The organism is Cellulophaga fucicola, assembly GCF_900119145.1.
GTDB classification, from domain to species: domain Bacteria; phylum Bacteroidota; class Bacteroidia; order Flavobacteriales; family Flavobacteriaceae; genus Cellulophaga; species Cellulophaga fucicola.
Genome location: NZ_FPIY01000001.1, coordinates 423,856 through 441,239, shown reverse-complemented (window position 1 = coordinate 441,239; position 17,384 = coordinate 423,856). Strand labels below are relative to the sequence as shown.

Here is a 17,384-nt window from a genome sequence, read left to right as displayed (position 1 = left end):
TAAATTATAGTACCAATAGATAGAACATTTTATATAATTTTGAACCAATTAACAATTAATAGTAATATGAATATGAAAAAGATTTTTTTAGGCGTTTTAGGAGCTACAATATTATTATCTTCTTGCGTATCGCAAAAGAAATATGCGGAGTTAGAAACAAAAAATAAAGAAACTGAAGATTTATTAAATTCAGCTACAGTAAAATTAAACAGCTGTATTGAAGAGAAGGCAACAGCTACTGCTAGATTAAGAACTTTAGAAGATCAAAACGATTTCCTTAAAGCTAACAATCAAGTATTAGTAGATAATATGGGTAACTTAACAGATTTATCTGCTAAAGGAGCTCAAAATTTAGAGAAGTCTTTGGAAAGTTTACAAGAAAAAGATTTAACTATTCGTAAATTAAATGATGCTATTACACGTAGAGATTCTGTAAACCTTTCTTTAGTACAAAGTTTAAAAGGTGTTCTTGGAAACTTAGATGATGAGGATATTCAAATTAGTGTAGAAAAAGGTGTTGTTTTTGTATCTATATCTGATAAATTATTATTTAGCAGTGGTAGCTATAACGTAGCAACACGTGCTAAAGAAGTATTAGGTAAAGTTGCACAAGTTGTAAACAACAAGCCAGATTTTGAATTTATGGTTGAAGGACATACAGATGCTGTATCTTACAGAAAAGGTGTTTTATTAGACAACTGGGATTTAAGTGTTAAGCGTGCTACTTCTGTAGTTCGTCTTTTACAAACTGAATACGGTGTAGATCCTAAACGTATGACTGCTGCTGGTAGATCTCAATACGTACCAGTATCTTCTACAGATAAAGCTAAGAACAGAAGAACAAGAATTGTAGTTCTTCCTAAAATTGATCAATTCTATAGTATGATCGAAGAAGGAATGAAAGATCCTGCAATTAACAAATAGTAATACTGTTTATTACAAAAAGAAAAGCCTCGCAAAATGCGAGGCTTTTTTTATTACTAGTATTTTAATTTTATAATTAAAATATATCTATATCTCCTTTACCTTCTCTAATAATTTCTGGCTCACCATCTGACAAATCTACAACCGTAGACGCTGTATTATCGCCATAACCACCATCTATTACAATATCTACTAGATTGTCCCATTTCTCATAAATTAACTCAGGATCTGTAGTGTATTCTAACAATTCATCTTCATCTCTAATAGATGTAGAAACTATAGGGTTGCCAAGTGCTTTAACCAGTGCATTAGCTATAGAGTTATCTGGCACACGTATACCTACTGTTTTTTTCTTTTTAAAGTCTTTTGGTAAGTTATTGTTACCAGGAAGAATAAATGTATAAGGACCAGGTAATGCTCTTTTTAAAATTTTAAATGTAGCTGTATCTATCTGTTTTACATATTCAGATAAATTACTTAAATCTGCACAAATAAAAGAGAAGTTTGCTTTTGCCAATTTTACTCCTTTAATACGCGCAATTTTCTCTAAGGCTTTTGTATTTGTAATATCGCACCCAAGACCATATACTGTATCTGTTGGATATATTATTAAGCCTCCTTTTTTTAGAACATCTACAACCTTTTTAATTGCTGCAGGGTTTGGATTATCTGAATATATTTTAATAAACTGAGCCATATTTTTTTGTTTTAAAAACTAATAACAGTAATTTTTTACTACCTAAATTAGTCTCGCCACACTGCAAAAACTTACATAGACCTAATCTCTATCTATCTGATAAATAATCTGATCTTTATACAAGTCTTTTAATTCCTCTACAGTATAACCGTATTGTTCTTTAGTATAATTTTTAGCAAGGTTTATTTCGCTAATTCCTGATTTTTTGTCTGTATAATATTCGTTATCCATAATATAAATACTATCAGAAATTGATGCTATTTTCATTGTAGAATAATTATTATCTTCTGTTTTATACCTGTACACATCACTAACCTGTGGTTCACTAATATAGTCCTCCGTATTTTTTCCATCTAAAAAAGAAGAAAAGCTAAAACCTGCTATTAAAAGTCCTATTATAAATAAAGCTGAAAAATGTTTTACTGGAGTTTTAGCTTCTCCTTTTACATTTTTGTATTCTAACTTTAAGTTATGATCCATTTGTCTTGGTTCAAAAACGGTATTACAATTAGTACATACCGCAGCACCTGTTTTACCTATTGGAAAAATAGGAATCCAATACAAATGGGCATACTTACCATATATTTCTATATTAAACTTAGAACTTTCTTTACAATTACTACAAGGTATTTGCCTTGTAGATTTGGATTTTAAATGTGATGAATTAGACCCGTAAAAAATCATATTGGTTGGTTTTATAGTTATTATTCATTTTAAATATAATACAAATAAAACCATTTAGTAGGAAAATTACATCCCTGTTTACAGTACTTCTAATTTAGCAAAACGTAGTAAGAGTTTTTTAATATCCCCTTTATCAAACTTTATTTCTGCTTTTTTATCGTTTCCTACACCATCAATTTTAATAATAACACCTCTACCAAATCTAGAATGATTAACAGCAGCACCTTCTACTAGACTTGGATCTAAGTCCGAATTATTACTTACAGGATTTGCTAATTCTGGTCGTAATTTTCTTAGCTTACGTAATTGATTTTCATTAGGTTTTACAGTAGTTGGCGCAATACCAGAAACTGGTTTAACTTGTCTTAACCTACTTTTATCTACCTCGCCAAAGATATTTTTATCAATTAAAGATTTATATTTATAGTTGCTAACCGGAGTTAAATTCTCTATATATTTTTCATCTATTTCCTCTATAAACCTACTTGGCTCTGCATCTACTAGTTTACCCCAACGGTACCTACTCTCTGTGTAGGTTAAATATGCTTGCTTTTCCGCTCGCGTTAACGCCACATAAAACAACCTACGCTCCTCCTCTAACTCTGTACGGGTGCTCATACTCATTGCTGAAGGGAACAAATCTTCTTCCATACCAACTATAAATACGTGCGGAAATTCTAATCCTTTTGCCATATGTATAGTCATAAGTGCTACACGGTCATCATCTCCTTTATCGTTATCTAAATCTGTAGCAAGTGCAACATCCTCTAAAAACTCTGCAATATTACCCGTTGCATCGGCTAATTCCATTTGTCCTTCAACAAAGTCTTTTATACCATTTAAAAGTTCTTCTATGTTTTCCATTTTGGCAATACCTTCTGGTGTACCATCCTTTTTAAACTCTAAAAGAATTCCGGTTTTTTTAGCAACGTGCTCAGATAAAGAAAAGGCATCTGCCCCTTTATTCATAATCTGAAAACCTTTTATCATATTAACAAACTCGGATAATCTACGCTTAGTTCCGGAGTTTATTTTTAGATCTATTTTATCTATATTCTCCATAACCTCGAAGATAGAACGACCGTAATGGTTGGCAGTTACCATTAACTTATCTATGGTTGTTTGTCCTATTCCACGTCCAGGAAAGTTAATAATACGTTTTAAAGCCTCTTCATCTTTAGGGTTAATTACCAAGCGTAAGTAAGCTAAAACATCTTTAATTTCTTTACGTTGATAAAAAGACAATCCTCCATATATTCTATACGGAATATCTCTTTTACGCAACGCATCTTCTATTGCTCTAGATTGTGAGTTTGTACGGTAAAGAACAGCAAATTCACCATTGTGTAAATGCTCATTCATCCTAGTATCAAAAATAGTGCTAGAAACAAATCTACCTTCTTCCGCGTCTGTAATACTTCGATGTACTTTTATTAATGGTCCGTCATCATTAGACGTCCAAACTACTTTTTCTAACTGATTTTTGTTTTTCTCTATAATAGAGTTAGCTGCATTTACAATGTTTCTTGTAGAACGGTAATTTTGTTCTAGTCTATACATTGCAACATTATCATAATCTTTCTGAAAGTTTAGAATATTACTAATGTTTGCCCCTCTAAAAGAATAAATACTTTGTGCATCATCTCCCACAACACAAATGTTCTGGAATTTATCTGATAATGCTTTTACAATTAGGTATTGCGAGTGGTTTGTATCCTGGTACTCATCAACCATAATATACTGAAACCTGTTCTGATACTTCTGTAAAACTTCAGGAAATACATTTAAAAGCTCGTTGGTTTTTAATAATAAATCATCAAAATCCATTGCTCCAGCTTTAAAACAACGATCTACATAATTCTTGTAAATTTCACCAGTACGCGGGCGTTTTGCCATTGCATCTGCCTCTATTAAATCTGGATTATTAAAATAGGCCTTTACTGTAATTAAACTATTTTTATAAGATGATATTCTATTTTGTATTTGCTTGTATTTATAGATATCCTTATCTAGTTGCATCTCCTTAATAATAGAAGCAATTAAACGTTGTGAATCTTGTGTGTCGTAAATAGTAAAGTTATTAGGATACCCTAATTTATCTGCCTCAAAACGCAATAGTTTAGCAAATATAGAATGAAAAGTTCCCATCCATAAACTCTTAGTTTCTGCACTACCTGCAATATCTGCAATACGAATTTTCATTTCTCTTGCAGCCTTATTGGTAAACGTAAGCGACAAAATATTAAACGGGTCTACACCTTGTTGTATTAAATATGCAATACGATATGTTAATACCCTAGTTTTACCAGAACCTGCTCCGGCAATTACCATTAACGGTCCTTTAGTATGTAAAACTGGTGCTTTTTGTGCCTCGTTTAGTTGGGCAATAAATTCTTCCAATAGATTTTTCTTATATAATTTAGAGAAGTGTAAATTTAACCATAATTAACACTAGATAAAACAAGTAGTATCAATAATTATAAACAATAAATCTACATTCTTTCATATTTTAAATATCTTTAGGAAATACTACAATTAAAAATACAAATTACATTGAAAGAAATTAAGATTAGATTGGCTACTACAGAAGATATTGCAGTTTTAAAGTCTTTTGAACAAGGAATTATTAAAGCCGAACGTCCTTTTGATGAAACATTAAAACCAGATCCAATTTCTTACTACAGTATAGAAAATTTATTAAAAGATGATGCTACTGCGGTTGCTGTTGCTACTTTAGAGGATAAACTTATTGGTTCTGCTTACGCTACTATTACTCCTGCTAAATCTCACTTAAAACATAGTAAATATGCATATTTAGGTTTTATGTATGTAGATCCTGAACAACGTGGCAAAGGCGTAAACAAAAGTATTATAGATTTTTTATTTAGATGGATAAAAGAAAAAAATATTACCGAAGTCCGATTAGATGTTTACAGTGAAAATGCGGCTGCGTTAAGAGCGTATAAAAAAGCCGGATTTAAAGAACACCTAGTTAATATGAGAATGAAAATTTAATTTTTAAGATTGATAAAAACCAATATAACAATCAACTAAACTATATATGAAAACAAAGAACAATTTAATTTTAGGACTTATGCTCTGTGGCTTTGCTATACAGGCACAAAAGCACAATTTAGATAGCGAATACAAAAACATTGAAGCTAAAGTAATAGAATGGAGGCATCATTTTCATCAAAACCCAGAACTATCTAACAGAGAATTTAAAACCGCAGAAAAAATAGCTGCTCACCTAAAAAGTCTAGGTATAGAAGTGCAAACAGGTGTTGCCGTAACTGGTGTTGTAGGTATTTTAAAAGGTAAAAAACCAGGAAAAGTAATTGCTTTAAGAGCAGATATAGATGCTTTACCTGTAACAGAACGTAACGATTTACCTTTTAAGTCTAATGTTACAGATCAGTTCTTAGGAGTAGAAACTGGTGTAATGCACGCTTGCGGACACGATACACATACTGCTATATTAATGGGTGTTGCAGAGATTTTAGCCAAAAATAAAGATAAAATAAAAGGTACTGTTAAGTTTATTTTTCAACCTGCAGAAGAAGGTGCACCTCCAGGAGAAGAAGGTGGTGCTGCCTTAATGATAAAAGAAGGCGTAATGGAAAACCCTAAGGTAGATGCTATTTTTGGTTTACATATAAATTCTGCTACTCCTGTAGGTGTTATTAAATACAAAACAGAGGGTATTATGGCAGCTGTAGAACGTTTTGTTATACAAGTTAAAGGGAAACAAACACACGGCTCACAACCTTGGTCTGGTGTAGACCCTATTCTTATTTCTGCTAAAATTATAGATGGTTTACAAACTATAATAAGTAGAGAATCTAAATTAACTGAAGAAGCTGCTGTTATTACCGTTGGCAAAATAACTAGTGGTGTGCGTTTTAATATAATTCCAGAAAGTGCAGAACTAATTGGCACAGTTAGAACTTTAAACCCAGAAATGCGTGAAGTTATTTTACGTAGAATGAAAGAAATGACAGAGACTATTGCAAAAGCATATGGCGGTAGCGCTACGTTAGAAGTAGAAAGTCAGACTTCTATAACATTTAACAATATTGATCTGGTAAACCAAATGCTACCAACAATGCAGCGTGTAGCTGGTACAACTAATGTGCAGTTAACAAAAGCAACTACTGGTGGTGAAGATTTCTCTTATTTTCAAGAAGTTGTTCCTGGTTTTTATTTCTTTTTAGGAGGAATGACACCTGGATCTACCGAGGCTTACCCACATCATACGCCTGACTTTAAAATAGACGATGCAGGAATGCTTTTAGGTGTTAAAACACTAACTGAGATGAGCTTGGATTATTTAAATAAATAAAATTCAGCTATGTATTAAATACATATTGTTTTGGTATTTTTGCAGTATAATTATGAGCATTATATTTCTTTCTTAAAACAAGTATAACGCCAAACTAACTTACATTTAATGGATTCATTTTTAACTTTTTTATCTAATATCTCTTGGTGGATATGGGTAATTATTGGACTAGCCATAGTTGCAATACGCGATATCTTTTTTCAGAAAAAGCACACAATATCTCATAACTTTCCAATTGTAGGACATATACGTTATATGTTAGAGAGTATTGGTCCAGAAATGAGACAATACTTTGTTGCCAACAACAGAGAAGAGTTACCTTTTAATCGTATAGAACGTGGATGGATTTATGCATCTGCTAAAAGCGAAAACAATTATGAAGGTTTTGGTACAGACAGAGATGTATATGCACACCAGCATATTTTTGTAAAAAACCAAATGATGGCATATAAAATTGATGATAACCATCCAAACGCAAAAGACAAAACATTTTTACCTTGTGCTAAAGTTATTGGTGCTTACAATAAAAGAAAAAAACCATTTAGACCAGCTTCTGCTATAAATGTTTCTGCTATGAGCTTTGGTTCATTATCTGCAGCCGCTGTAGAAGCAATGAATAAAGGTGTACTAAAAAGTGGTGCTTACCATAATACAGGTGAAGGTGGTTTATCTCCTTACCATAAGCAAGGTGGTGACGTAGTTTTTCATTTTGGAACAGGATATTTTGGTGTTCGTTCTGAAGACGGAAACCTATCATTGGAAAAATTAAAAACTTTAGTAGAGAACAACCCTTGTATAAAAGCCATTGAAATAAAATTATCTCAAGGTGCTAAACCAGGAAAAGGTGGTGTTTTACCAGGTGCTAAAATTACAGCCGAATTGGCTGAAATTAGAGGTGTTAAAATTGGTGAAGATGTTTTATCTCCTGCAACACATAAAGCATTTAATACAGTACCTGAATTATTAGCCTTAATTGAAAAAATTGCTAATGAAACTGGTTTACCTGTAGGTATTAAAGGTGCTATTGGTAAATTAGACCAATGGGAAGAACTTGCTGATCTAATGGTTAAAACTGGTAAAGGTCCAGATTTTATTACCGTAGATGGTGGTGAAGGTGGTACTGGTGCTGCGCCTCCAAGTTTTGCAGATCACGTGTCTTTACCTTGGGTTTATGGTTTCTCTAGCTTATATAAATTGTTTTTAGAAAAAAAACTTACAGAGAGAATTGTTTTTATTGGTAGTGGAAAATTAGGTTTCCCTGCTAAAGGAGCAATGGCATTTGCTATGGGCGTAGACTGTATTAACGTAGCTCGTGAAGCTATGATGAGTATTGGTTGTATACAAGCACAATCTTGCCATACAAACACTTGCCCAGCAGGTATTGCTACACAAAACAAATGGTTGCAAAACGGAATTAATGTGACTTTAAAATCTGATCGTTTAGCACAGTACTTTAAAAGTTTTAGAAAAGAACTAATAGAGATTACACATGCATCTGGTTACGAGCATCCTTGCCAATATACTATGGATGACATACAAGTAAACTTAGATGATAATGAGTTAAACAGAAGTTTAGCATTTACATACGGTTACAACAAGGCAAAAGTTCCTTTTAATGGTATGCAAGAATTGTATGACTGTGAACATTTAGGAGGAAAAGAATATATGAAAAACGAGCCTAAAAAATAGACTCGTTTTTTAAAATTATAATGGTAAAAGCACTTATTTATTGTACAAATAAAGACGTGCTTTTTTTGTTGTATCTATTACCTGTAATTTACTTACATACTTTTTAGGTAAAAGGTAAAACTCTCTTTTATCCGATAAAATATAAAGTTTATCATAAGCCTCTAAAATAGAATCTATTTTAGCAGGTTCTTCTCTAGTGTCTATAACATTACCCTTATTGTAAAACTGACTAGAATATGTTTTAGAATCAAGGTACAAAATAGGCGGGTTCTTATCAATTTTTAATTCTTTTGATTTAGCTATTAGTAACTTATCAGAGTTCATATATACTTTCCACTGGTCAGTAACCAAAAGTCCAGCACCTGCTATAAATACTAAAATAGGAAATATAGAGCACGCTATTAAAGCTTTTCTTTTATGTTTATACTCTGGCCACCAATGTGCAATTAAAAGTGCCATTGGTACTGTAGAAGGTAAAATATAAGTATGTAAAATGTTTTTAGAAATAGTGAAGAAAATTGGTGTCCAAAACAACCAAAACAATAAAAACGCCACATACTTATCATCTAAAATGCGCTTTTTAAGCTTTACTATTTTTGCCAATACTATATAAAACCAAGGCAAACAAAAAGACAACATAAATACCCAAATTAAACCTAATGGTTGTGTTTTTGGCTGACCATATAAATCTCCGCTCCATCCTGGCTTTAAAAACCTATTAAAATGCTCGCCTACAATAAAATAATCTATAAAACCTGGTGATCTTTGTTCTGTTAATAAATACCAAGGTAACGCAATAACTACAGTAATTAGCAAACCAACTATCCAAGGTAATTTACCTAGGTTAGAGAAAAATGTTTTACGGTCTAACAACAACCAGAAAAACACAGGAGCTCCCGTTAACACTAACACCAATGGTCCTTTGGCTAAAAATCCTAAACCTACACCTACAAAAAAGAGGTAATTCCAAATTGTTTTTTTGTCTGATGAAATACTTTTCCAGAAAGATAACATAATTAACATTACACTAAAACACAAAGCAGAATCTGTAGAAACAACTCCCATATGTATTAAAAACTCTGGTGTTGTTACTAAAACTAGTGCTGGTAATAATGGAGATACTTTTGTTTTTCTAACAAAGTAACCCAATATAAAAAGCATTGCTACACCCAATAAAAAAGAAGGTAATCTAGCGGTTAACTCACTTACTCCAAAAAGCTCAAAACTCATTGCAGACATCCAAGTAGATAACGGTGGTTTTGCCCAAAAAGGCACATTATAGTCTATTTGTAAAACAACCCACTCCCCTGTTTCTTGCATTAATCTAGAGATTTCTGCATAGCGAGCCTCTGTTTTATCCAGTAATGGTATGGCACCAGTAATAATAAACCTAAACACAACGATAGACAAAACGGCTATCAACATATAATTAATGGTAGTTTTTTTATCAGTCATTTTATACTGTTATTATTGTGCGCTTGCACTTTGTTTTACAATTTTATTAATCTTATAAAGATCTAACCAAAGTTGAAAAAAATAAGATGTTTTTACTTTAGAATCTCCTTGATCTACCCATCTTTTAAGCGGAATTTCTAACATTTTCTGCAGTGCAATCTCTTTACCATAAAACACTACTATTCTATTAAAAATTTCTACATCAAAAAGCCAGCGAGAAACAAAAGGTTTATTAAAAACTTCTAATGCCAACTCTTTAGTAAATAATTTAGAGCCACATTGCGTATCGTATACCTTTAAATCTAGTATTTTAGATATTATTGTTGCTATAAACCTTCCTATAAAAAAACGTGAAGATTTGCGTTCTATAATAGAACCTAATTTCATAATTCTAGAACCAAAAACAAAAGATATATTATCCTTAACATAAGACGTTAAAGAACAAAACTCCTCTAAAGAAGTTGCCAAATCTGCATCTAAATAACCAATCAACTTAAAATCAAAATTAGCAGCAGCATAATTAATACCGTTTCGTACAGATTCTGCCTTGCCAACATTAGCTTCATTTTTATATGCAACTACCTTTGTTGGGTACTGCTTCTCTAAAGCTTGTAACTCTTTAAAAGTGCCATCTGTAGAGCCATCATCTACAAAACATATAAATGCATCTGAATCTTGTTCTAAAAAACCGTTGTAAACTCTATTCTTAAGCTCTTTAACTTCGTTATAGCAAGGTATTACAATACAAGTTGTATAAGATAATTTTGGCACACTAATTAATTTTGTGTCGCAAGATATTAAAAAACAATATGCCAGTCATTATTTACAGTACATCTTTAAACAATATTTTAAGCAGTTACCGTTTTTTTAACTCTAAAAAAGCATCTTTTAAAAATAACAATTGTCACCTTAATTAAATGTTTAAATTTGTCACTCAAATTATAATTATATATGAAAAAGATTACCCTATCTATCCTACTACTTTTATGCGTAACTACTGCTGCTTTTGCTCAGAAAAAGAGCGATTTGATACTGCAAATAGATAATTTAAAAGATAGCATTACTAAGACTAATATAGCCTTAGCTGAAGCTAAGAAAATCGCAAAAGTAAGTGTTGCTGAATCTGATCTGTATAAAAGTCAGGCTACTGAGCTACAAGAAGCTAATAAATCTTTATTAAACAATCTTAAAAACTTTACGCAGGTCTCTAGCCAGAATTCTAAGAATATGGAGAAAACACTTGAGGCTTTAAAATCTAAAGAAACACAACTATCTATTTTAGAAACTTCTTTTAGTAAAAACGATTCTACTGCTATTGTTGTTTTAACAAACGCAAAACAGTCTTTAGGAGAGAATGCTAAAATTAGTGTTGTAAATGGTGAAGTTGTAATAACAGAAAGTGCACAAAACGTTTTAGATGCTTCTAAAACTAAAATAAGTGCTACAGGTGAAGCATTTTTAGAAAACATATCTAAAATAATGCTCTTAAATACAGATTCTAAATTAACAATTTCTAGTAATTCTGGAAGTTTATCTGCATTGCACAATACTTTAGTAACTAAGTATGATATAGTTGCTGAGCGTATTACGTTAGAAAGTACAACACAAGAGACTTCTAACCTTTTATTTAAAATACATACTGACTATCCTAACTTTTATCTTAGAGTTAGAGAACATATGAAAAATTTAAAATAATTGACAAAAAGACTATTTCTGGTTTTATATAATTTTTGAAAAAAATATGCGTTCTACAACCGTAGTCAAACTTAAAAATAACCACAATGACATCTGAAATAGTTTTACAAATGTTTGCATATTTATTACCAAGTGTAGTAACTGGTATTGTAGCATTTTATTTTTTTAAATTACACACTAAAAACGAAGACGGAAGAAGAAGATTTTTATTGCATAAAGATTCTCAGAAAAGTACGTTACCTACAAGATTACAAGCTTATGAGCGTATGGCCCTTTTTTTAGAACGTATTTCTATTCCAAGTTTAGTTGTGCGTGTTGCCCCAGTTGGTAATGATAAAAATGCATATGAAACTTTATTAATAAAGAATATAGAAAAGGAGTTTGATCATAACCTATCTCAACAAATATATTTATCTGACGAAAGCTGGAATATCATTAAAACAGCTAAAAGCGCTACAGTACAAATAATTCGTAAGACTGCTTTAAGTCAGACAGAATCTGCAGACAAGTTAAGAGAAGATATATTAAACGATACTATGGACAAACCTTCACCATCTGCAACAGCTCTTACTTTTATTAAAAAAGAGATTAGTGAATTATGGTAAACAATAAACTTATTATTTTATAATTAAAAGACTGTCTTATGACAGTCTTTTTTTTGCGATTGCTTTTTGACACTTGCGTATATAATAGTTATTTCTTTATATAAAAGAAGCTGTAAAGGCTTTTAAAACAATATAAATTCATATCTATATACACATATAGAAACCCATTGTACAAATAAAAAAAGCACCTAAAATAACTTTTTAGATGCCTTTGAAATATTTAAAAAAGATAAATTAATACTATTTTTTAGGATTAGGTATTACTATATTTAATGTTGCTTTTTCTTTAGTTGCCATCCAAAAGTTATTTGTATTTCCCCAAGAAGCATCTGGTGCAGCATTTCTAGAAAAATTCTCTATATTATCCTCTAAACTATTCATTACATCTTTAGAAAGCGCACTTTTAGAAATTACAACTACAATAGCATTAAATAACTTTTGCGATGCTGCTACAGATGGTTTTCTTTCTCCGTGCTTAGCTACAATATCACTAGCAGTTAATGTTATAATTTCATCTGCAGCAAACTCACCGTACTTTGTTGTTTTTGCATTTTTAGCAATTTTAATATCATTTAACTCATCTGCTCCAATTAAACCCATTAAATAAAGTTCTGCATTACTATAAGGAATACTATTACCTCCGTTTGCAAAGGTTCCAAATCCTTTTTCTCCATTTAATTTTCCAATGTATGTATTATCTCCAGAGTCTACTAACTCATCAAAACCACCTAGTTGCCCTCCTATAGAAGAGAAACCCCAATGTCCGTTTTCTTGTGTTTCTATAAAATCATAGTTTCCCCAATAGTGCATAATTTCATGTAAGAATGGACCATTTTTAATATATTCCGTTCTAGGCATATGTATAACACTCTTTAGTTTACCTGCAGAACCATACTTTGCAGTACCATTATAAAGGTTTCCTCCTATTCCTTCTATATTATTTTGAGCTGTGTATGTAACACCATAATACAAACCGCTAGGTTGTTCTTTTTCATTAGAAAGAATAAAAATAAAATCGAAATCATCTTCAAAATGCTCGTAAACTTTTTTGGTAATTTTAGAAAAATCTTTTTCTGTATCTGGAACTAAAAAAGAATTATAATCTTCTGACGAAAGAATATAGTTTACTACCGTTTTTTCTTCGTTTATATAAAAATATTCATCTAATTTTAAGGCATCTTCTGTAACACTAGCATCATCATTGTTAGTATCTTCCTTATTACAGGAGTAAAAACTAAATACATTTATAAAAGCTAATGAAACAAGTAAAGAAAATCTTAAGAACTTAAGGTTCGTCATCATAATTTAAGGTTACATATTTTGTTAAAAATAAATAACGATAAAAAACAGTAATTCGTATTAAAAAACACCCTTAAATAAGTTCCAAAATATGGTTATATATTGCTAAGTTTTGTGACTTTTTTCTCAGCATAACTAAACCCTTGCTCCCACCATTGTGCCATTAACTTTTTATTAAAGACTAAAGAGTTCTCGGTAAGTTTTGTTGGCGTGTAATATAAATTTAGCTTAACACCTTTGTGTTTTGCATAAATTACACCTTCAGATATATCATGGTATTCTATTTGGTCTAAAACAAAACCATAAATACTAAGCATTAAGGAAAACGGATTTTTACCTAATACTTTATTGTGTTCCATTTTTTCGGATTCTAAGATAATGGCATCTACTTCTGTAGCGCCACGTTCTATAGCCTCTCTTATAGGTAATACACAGCCTAAACCACCATCACCATATTCGTATCCATCTTTTTTCACCAAAGACATAAAAGGAATATAGTTACAAGAAATCCAGATCCAATCACAAAATTCTTCATAACTAAAATCTCTAATAGACTTATACTCTACTCTATTTTTAGATAAATTAGAAACCGTTACCACAACATCCTTAGACGTATTCTCTATAATTTGCCTATAGTCTGATACTGTAAAATGTTTTTTAATTGTAGTTCGTAGAGACTTACTTTCACCAAAAGTTCGTTTACGTTTTATAAACTGAAGCAACACATTAAAATAGTTAATAGATACAAATTCTCTATCTCCTTTACGGTTAACCACAAACGGATTTAAACTAAATATTTTACGCTGATTTACATTGGTATACAAGTCATACAACAAACCAACATTGTTTAATGCTAAATGAGAAATTAATAAACTACCTGTAGAAGTACCCACAAGAATATCATAATCTCTATTCTCTATCTCCATTAAATACTGAGCTACTCCTCCGGCAAACGCTCCTTTGCTTCCGCCACCGCTAATAACTAATGCTCTCATTCTATATCTATATGGTTAGTTTCTGTATTTTTATTCTTTGCAAAATCGTAACCACTTTTCCACCAAGCAGTCATTTTTTTCTCTTCAAAAATAAGCGAATTTGTAGTTAAAATGGTAGGTGTGTAATAAAAGTTAATAATTGTATTGTTATGGTTGGCTACAAACTTCCCAATACGTATGTTTTGTTGTTCTATTCTGTCTGCCATAAAAGCAAACATATTGGTTAACAACGAAAATGCATTTTTAGATGGCATTCTATTAAATAAATTGGTTTCGGTCTGTAAAATAATAGCATCTATAATAGTTGCTCCTCTTTTAATAGCTTCTTCTATAGGCACCATACTACCAAGACCACCATCTGCATATTCGCATCCATTTTTTTTAACCAAACTCATAAATGGTGTGTAATTACAAGAGATCCAGATCCACTCGCAAAACTCATCGTAAGTACATTCTTTAATAGACTTATACTCTACTTTATTTAAAGATAAATTTGCTACAGTAACTACAATTTCTATCTTTCTTTCTTTTAATAAATCAAATTCTATTTCTGTTACAGACTGTTTTATTAGTTTTAAGAGATTGTGACTTTCTCCAAAGGTTTTACTACCAAGCAATATATTTTTTAATACTCTAAAATGATTAATTCCAATAGTTTCTATACCGTGTTTTTTGGTAATTGTATACGGGCAAGAGCTAAAAATATGCTCTTGATTAACAGATGTGTAAATAGATTTTATTTTCTCTATTTTTTGCAATGCTAAATGAGAAATAAGTAAACTTCCGGTAGATGTGCCAATAAACATATCATAATTATGTTTTGCATCTTGTAACAAGTATTGTGCTACACCGCCTGCAAAAGCACCCTTACTACCTCCTCCAGAAATTACCATTGCTCGCATAATTACAATTTACTTTTAATATATTTAAAATCTGCTTTAGAAACTTGACCTTCTAGCTCTTCTAATTTCTTTTTGTATTCCTTTTTCTCTAGTAAATCTTCAACCAAATTCCTGGCAAACTTTTTAAACTGCCAAACAGGATGGTTTGTAGCGTGTATTAAATCTTTTAGGTTAGTATCATCTAAATAAAACAAATCGTTTAAATAAGAAAAAGCCAATTGCCTAGTTTCAAAATATTCTACTTCACTTGTATAACCTCTTAATTCCTTTAGATATTCAGCTTTTAAATCTACATTATACTCTTTGGTCATAATTGCCAATGCTAACCATAATTGTCTAACATTTTTACTAGAAAAACCTATAACTCCTTCTGTTTTATCTAAATAATCTACGCGTTTTTCTGGATTATAAATCCATAACTTATATAATATATTTTCTATAGTTGTATAGCTTTCATCGGTTAAAAAAGACTCGAAGAAAGAAACATCTTCTCCTAAAATTTTAGGCGTATTTAAAGCCAATGTTTTGCGTAACATTACGTTGTTAGATTTTAAAATATTATCCTTAACAGCCTTAGATAAAGACTTTGAATAAAATTCTATAATATTATTTTTAAGTTCTGTTGATGTTGTTTGCTCCCAATACCTGTCTATAATTACGCTATTTGGCTTTTTACTTACACTTAATTCTTTTTGTAGCATATAGAATGATGCAACAGAAGAAGATGTCTTTTTTAAAATAGCTTTTGCTTTATCTGTTGGGAAAGTCGTAGCTTCTAACCACGTTTTTTTATAGTCTGATAAATCTGTACCACTAGCCTCTTCTATACTTTTTAAAAAGTCTGATACAGTTACATTTTTATACTTATGCTTCTCTAAATATTTCTTTACACCTTTTTTAAAAGCATCTTTACCAACTTTATGTACTAAAGCGTGTAAAGCCCAAGCTCCTTTTTCGTAAAAGGTTAAACTACTAGCTTTAGGGTTTATTAAAGATTCTCCTTTATTATTTTGGCTAAATTTATCTAATTGTAGTGCTGTTGAATATAACTTCCAATTAAAAAAATCTTCTCCTAAAACTTCTTTTTGTGCTAAATACGCGTAATACGTTGCAAAACCCTCGTGCAACCAATGGTGATTACTACTAACCTCTGTAACTAAATCTCCAAACCATTGGTGTGCCAATTCGTGCGCATTAATATTTACATAGTTGGTATCATTATATGCAATAGAATCTACAACATAAGCATCAGAAAAAATGGTTGTTGTTGTATTTTCCATACCTGCATATAAAAAATCTCTAACAGGTATTTGTTTATAAACCTGCCAAGGATAAGGCACACCTATTTCATTCTCTAAAAAGTTAAAAATCTCATTGCTATATCTATATGTAGTTTCAACCTTAGCAGAATCTTTTGGGTAGTAATATAGCTCTATTGGTATGCCAGAACTAGAAACTTGTTTTTTTACAGAATACTTACCAATAGCAAAAGCTAATAAATAACTAGACATAGGATTAGACATTGTATACTGCCATCTTTTTAAGCCATTAGTTGTGTTTGTACTTTTAAGTTTTCCGTTAGCAATTACCTGGTATTTTTCATGAAACGTTATGTCTAAATTAAACACCACTTTCTCATTCATATCATCAAAACTAGGTAACCAATGACTTGTATATTTACCCTGTCCTTGTGTCCAAATTTGGTTGTTTGTAGTATCCTCTTTATTCCACCCAAAAAAGTAAAGTGTTTGCTTTGGCTCTGCTTTGTAGGTAAGCTCTAATTTGTACTTTTTTCCTTCTTTTAACTTTTTAAACAGTGTAATTCTATTTGCGTCTACAATATGTTTTACAGACCTATTATTTAGCAAAACTTTAGTAAAGGTCATATGCTTTGCATCTAAAAAAACAGAATCTACCTTTGCTAATGTTGTAAAAGTATAGCTAACAGTACCATTTATTGTCTTGGTTTCTGCATTTGGGTACAACACTACATCTGCCTCTAAAAAGTCTACTTTTGATTGCTCTTGTGCCTGTAAAACAAGACATTGAGTGCAAATAAAAAATAGAGAAAAGTATCTAAAAAAAGTCATCATTCTA

The 17,384-nt window shown here is 31.1% G+C and carries 15 protein-coding genes; 6 read left to right on the top strand and 9 right to left on the bottom strand.

Annotated features, from left to right (window positions below):
• Nucleotides 1-72: 72 nt before the first annotated feature.
• Nucleotides 73-924 (top strand): OmpA family protein, encoded by an 852-nt coding sequence (locus BT107_RS01925; protein WP_072302061.1) that lies wholly within the window; start codon nt 73-75, stop codon nt 922-924.
• A gap of 76 nt (nt 925-1,000) precedes the next feature.
• Here the strand turns inward: BT107_RS01925 and BT107_RS01920 are convergent, their stop codons facing one another.
• The 3 genes from BT107_RS01920 to BT107_RS01910 form a co-directional block, all read right to left on the bottom strand.
• On the bottom strand, nt 1,001-1,621 hold the full coding sequence (locus BT107_RS01920) for an L-threonylcarbamoyladenylate synthase (protein WP_072302060.1): 621 nt from the start codon (nt 1,619-1,621) through the stop codon (nt 1,001-1,003).
• Between the two features lie 81 nt (nt 1,622-1,702).
• On the bottom strand, nt 1,703-2,305 hold the full coding sequence (locus BT107_RS01915) for a zinc-ribbon domain-containing protein (RefSeq protein WP_072302059.1): 603 nt from the start codon (nt 2,303-2,305) through the stop codon (nt 1,703-1,705).
• Nucleotides 2,306-2,383: 78 nt separating this feature from the next.
• Entirely contained in the window at nt 2,384-4,705 is a 2,322-nt protein-coding gene (locus tag BT107_RS01910; RefSeq protein ID WP_072302058.1) for an ATP-dependent helicase, read from the bottom strand.
• Nucleotides 4,706-4,858: 153 nt separating this feature from the next.
• On the opposite strand from BT107_RS01910, the gene BT107_RS01905 reads away from it, so the two are divergent.
• The 3 genes from BT107_RS01905 to BT107_RS01895 all read left to right on the top strand — a co-directional run bounded on the left by BT107_RS01905 (nt 4,859) and on the right by BT107_RS01895 (nt 8,336).
• On the top strand, nt 4,859-5,320 hold the full coding sequence (locus tag BT107_RS01905) for a GNAT family N-acetyltransferase (protein ID WP_072302057.1): 462 nt from the start codon (nt 4,859-4,861) through the stop codon (nt 5,318-5,320).
• A 46-nt stretch (nt 5,321-5,366) separates the two neighbouring features.
• Nucleotides 5,367-6,647, top strand: a complete 1,281-nt coding sequence (locus tag BT107_RS01900; RefSeq protein WP_139254261.1) for an amidohydrolase — start codon at nt 5,367-5,369, stop codon at nt 6,645-6,647.
• A gap of 108 nt (nt 6,648-6,755) precedes the next feature.
• A complete protein-coding gene (locus BT107_RS01895) occupies nt 6,756-8,336 on the top strand; it encodes an FMN-binding glutamate synthase family protein (protein WP_072302056.1) in 1,581 nt (526 codons plus the stop codon).
• A 33-nt stretch (nt 8,337-8,369) separates the two neighbouring features.
• On the opposite strand, the gene BT107_RS01890 is transcribed toward BT107_RS01895, so the two are convergent.
• Together BT107_RS01890 and BT107_RS01885 are read right to left on the bottom strand one after the other, a co-directional pair.
• The gene (locus BT107_RS01890) at nt 8,370-9,791 is read right to left on the bottom strand and encodes an ArnT family glycosyltransferase (RefSeq protein ID WP_072302055.1); all 1,422 of its coding nucleotides are present in this window, start codon (nt 9,789-9,791) and stop codon (nt 8,370-8,372) included.
• A gap of 12 nt (nt 9,792-9,803) precedes the next feature.
• Entirely contained in the window at nt 9,804-10,562 is a 759-nt protein-coding gene (locus tag BT107_RS01885; RefSeq protein ID WP_084639076.1) for a glycosyltransferase, read from the bottom strand.
• A gap of 180 nt (nt 10,563-10,742) precedes the next feature.
• Here BT107_RS01885 and BT107_RS01880 point away from each other — a divergent pair, with 180 nt between their 5' ends.
• Nucleotides 10,743-11,486, top strand: coding sequence for a hypothetical protein (locus tag BT107_RS01880; RefSeq protein WP_072302054.1), 744 nt, complete (start codon nt 10,743-10,745; stop codon nt 11,484-11,486).
• Between the two features lie 86 nt (nt 11,487-11,572).
• Nucleotides 11,573-12,091, top strand: coding sequence for a DUF7935 family protein (locus tag BT107_RS01875; protein WP_072302053.1), 519 nt, complete (start codon nt 11,573-11,575; stop codon nt 12,089-12,091).
• 240 nt (nt 12,092-12,331) lie between these two features.
• On the opposite strand, the gene BT107_RS01870 is transcribed toward BT107_RS01875, so the two are convergent.
• From BT107_RS01870 to BT107_RS01855, 4 genes are all read right to left on the bottom strand, one after another.
• Nucleotides 12,332-13,393 (bottom strand): hypothetical protein, encoded by a 1,062-nt coding sequence (locus BT107_RS01870; protein ID WP_139254260.1) that lies wholly within the window; start codon nt 13,391-13,393, stop codon nt 12,332-12,334.
• Nucleotides 13,394-13,485: 92 nt separating this feature from the next.
• Nucleotides 13,486-14,385, bottom strand: coding sequence for a patatin-like phospholipase family protein (locus BT107_RS01865; protein ID WP_072302051.1), 900 nt, complete (start codon nt 14,383-14,385; stop codon nt 13,486-13,488).
• Nucleotides 14,382-15,287: a patatin-like phospholipase family protein gene (locus tag BT107_RS01860; protein ID WP_072302050.1), complete on the bottom strand. Its 906-nt coding sequence runs from the start codon at nt 15,285-15,287 to the stop codon at nt 14,382-14,384. The genes BT107_RS01865 and BT107_RS01860 overlap by 4 nt, the downstream gene beginning before the upstream one ends.
• Before the next feature lie 2 nt (nt 15,288-15,289).
• Entirely contained in the window at nt 15,290-17,377 is a 2,088-nt protein-coding gene (locus BT107_RS01855; protein ID WP_244543089.1) for a M1 family metallopeptidase, read from the bottom strand.
• Between the last annotated feature and the right edge of the window lie 7 nt (nt 17,378-17,384).

Excerpts from the sequence above, each read along its gene's own strand:
- BT107_RS01925 (WP_072302061.1), top strand. The coding sequence starts at position 73 with ATGAAAAAGATTTTTTTAGGCGTTTTAGGAGCTACAATATTATTATCT.
- BT107_RS01920 (WP_072302060.1), bottom strand. The coding sequence starts at position 1,621 with ATGGCTCAGTTTATTAAAATATATTCAGATAATCCAAACCCTGCAGCA.
- BT107_RS01915 (WP_072302059.1), bottom strand. The coding sequence starts at position 2,305 with ATGATTTTTTACGGGTCTAATTCATCACATTTAAAATCCAAATCTACA.
- BT107_RS01900 (WP_139254261.1), top strand. The coding sequence starts at position 5,367 with ATGAAAACAAAGAACAATTTAATTTTAGGACTTATGCTCTGTGGCTTT.
- BT107_RS01895 (WP_072302056.1), top strand. The coding sequence starts at position 6,756 with ATGGATTCATTTTTAACTTTTTTATCTAATATCTCTTGGTGGATATGG.
- BT107_RS01890 (WP_072302055.1), bottom strand. The coding sequence starts at position 9,791 with ATGACTGATAAAAAAACTACCATTAATTATATGTTGATAGCCGTTTTG.
- BT107_RS01880 (WP_072302054.1), top strand. The coding sequence starts at position 10,743 with ATGAAAAAGATTACCCTATCTATCCTACTACTTTTATGCGTAACTACT.
- BT107_RS01875 (WP_072302053.1), top strand. The coding sequence starts at position 11,573 with ATGACATCTGAAATAGTTTTACAAATGTTTGCATATTTATTACCAAGT.
- BT107_RS01870 (WP_139254260.1), bottom strand. The coding sequence starts at position 13,393 with ATGATGACGAACCTTAAGTTCTTAAGATTTTCTTTACTTGTTTCATTA.
- BT107_RS01865 (WP_072302051.1), bottom strand. The coding sequence starts at position 14,385 with ATGAGAGCATTAGTTATTAGCGGTGGCGGAAGCAAAGGAGCGTTTGCC.
- BT107_RS01860 (WP_072302050.1), bottom strand. The coding sequence starts at position 15,287 with ATGCGAGCAATGGTAATTTCTGGAGGAGGTAGTAAGGGTGCTTTTGCA.
- BT107_RS01855 (WP_244543089.1), bottom strand. The coding sequence starts at position 17,377 with ATGACTTTTTTTAGATACTTTTCTCTATTTTTTATTTGCACTCAATGT.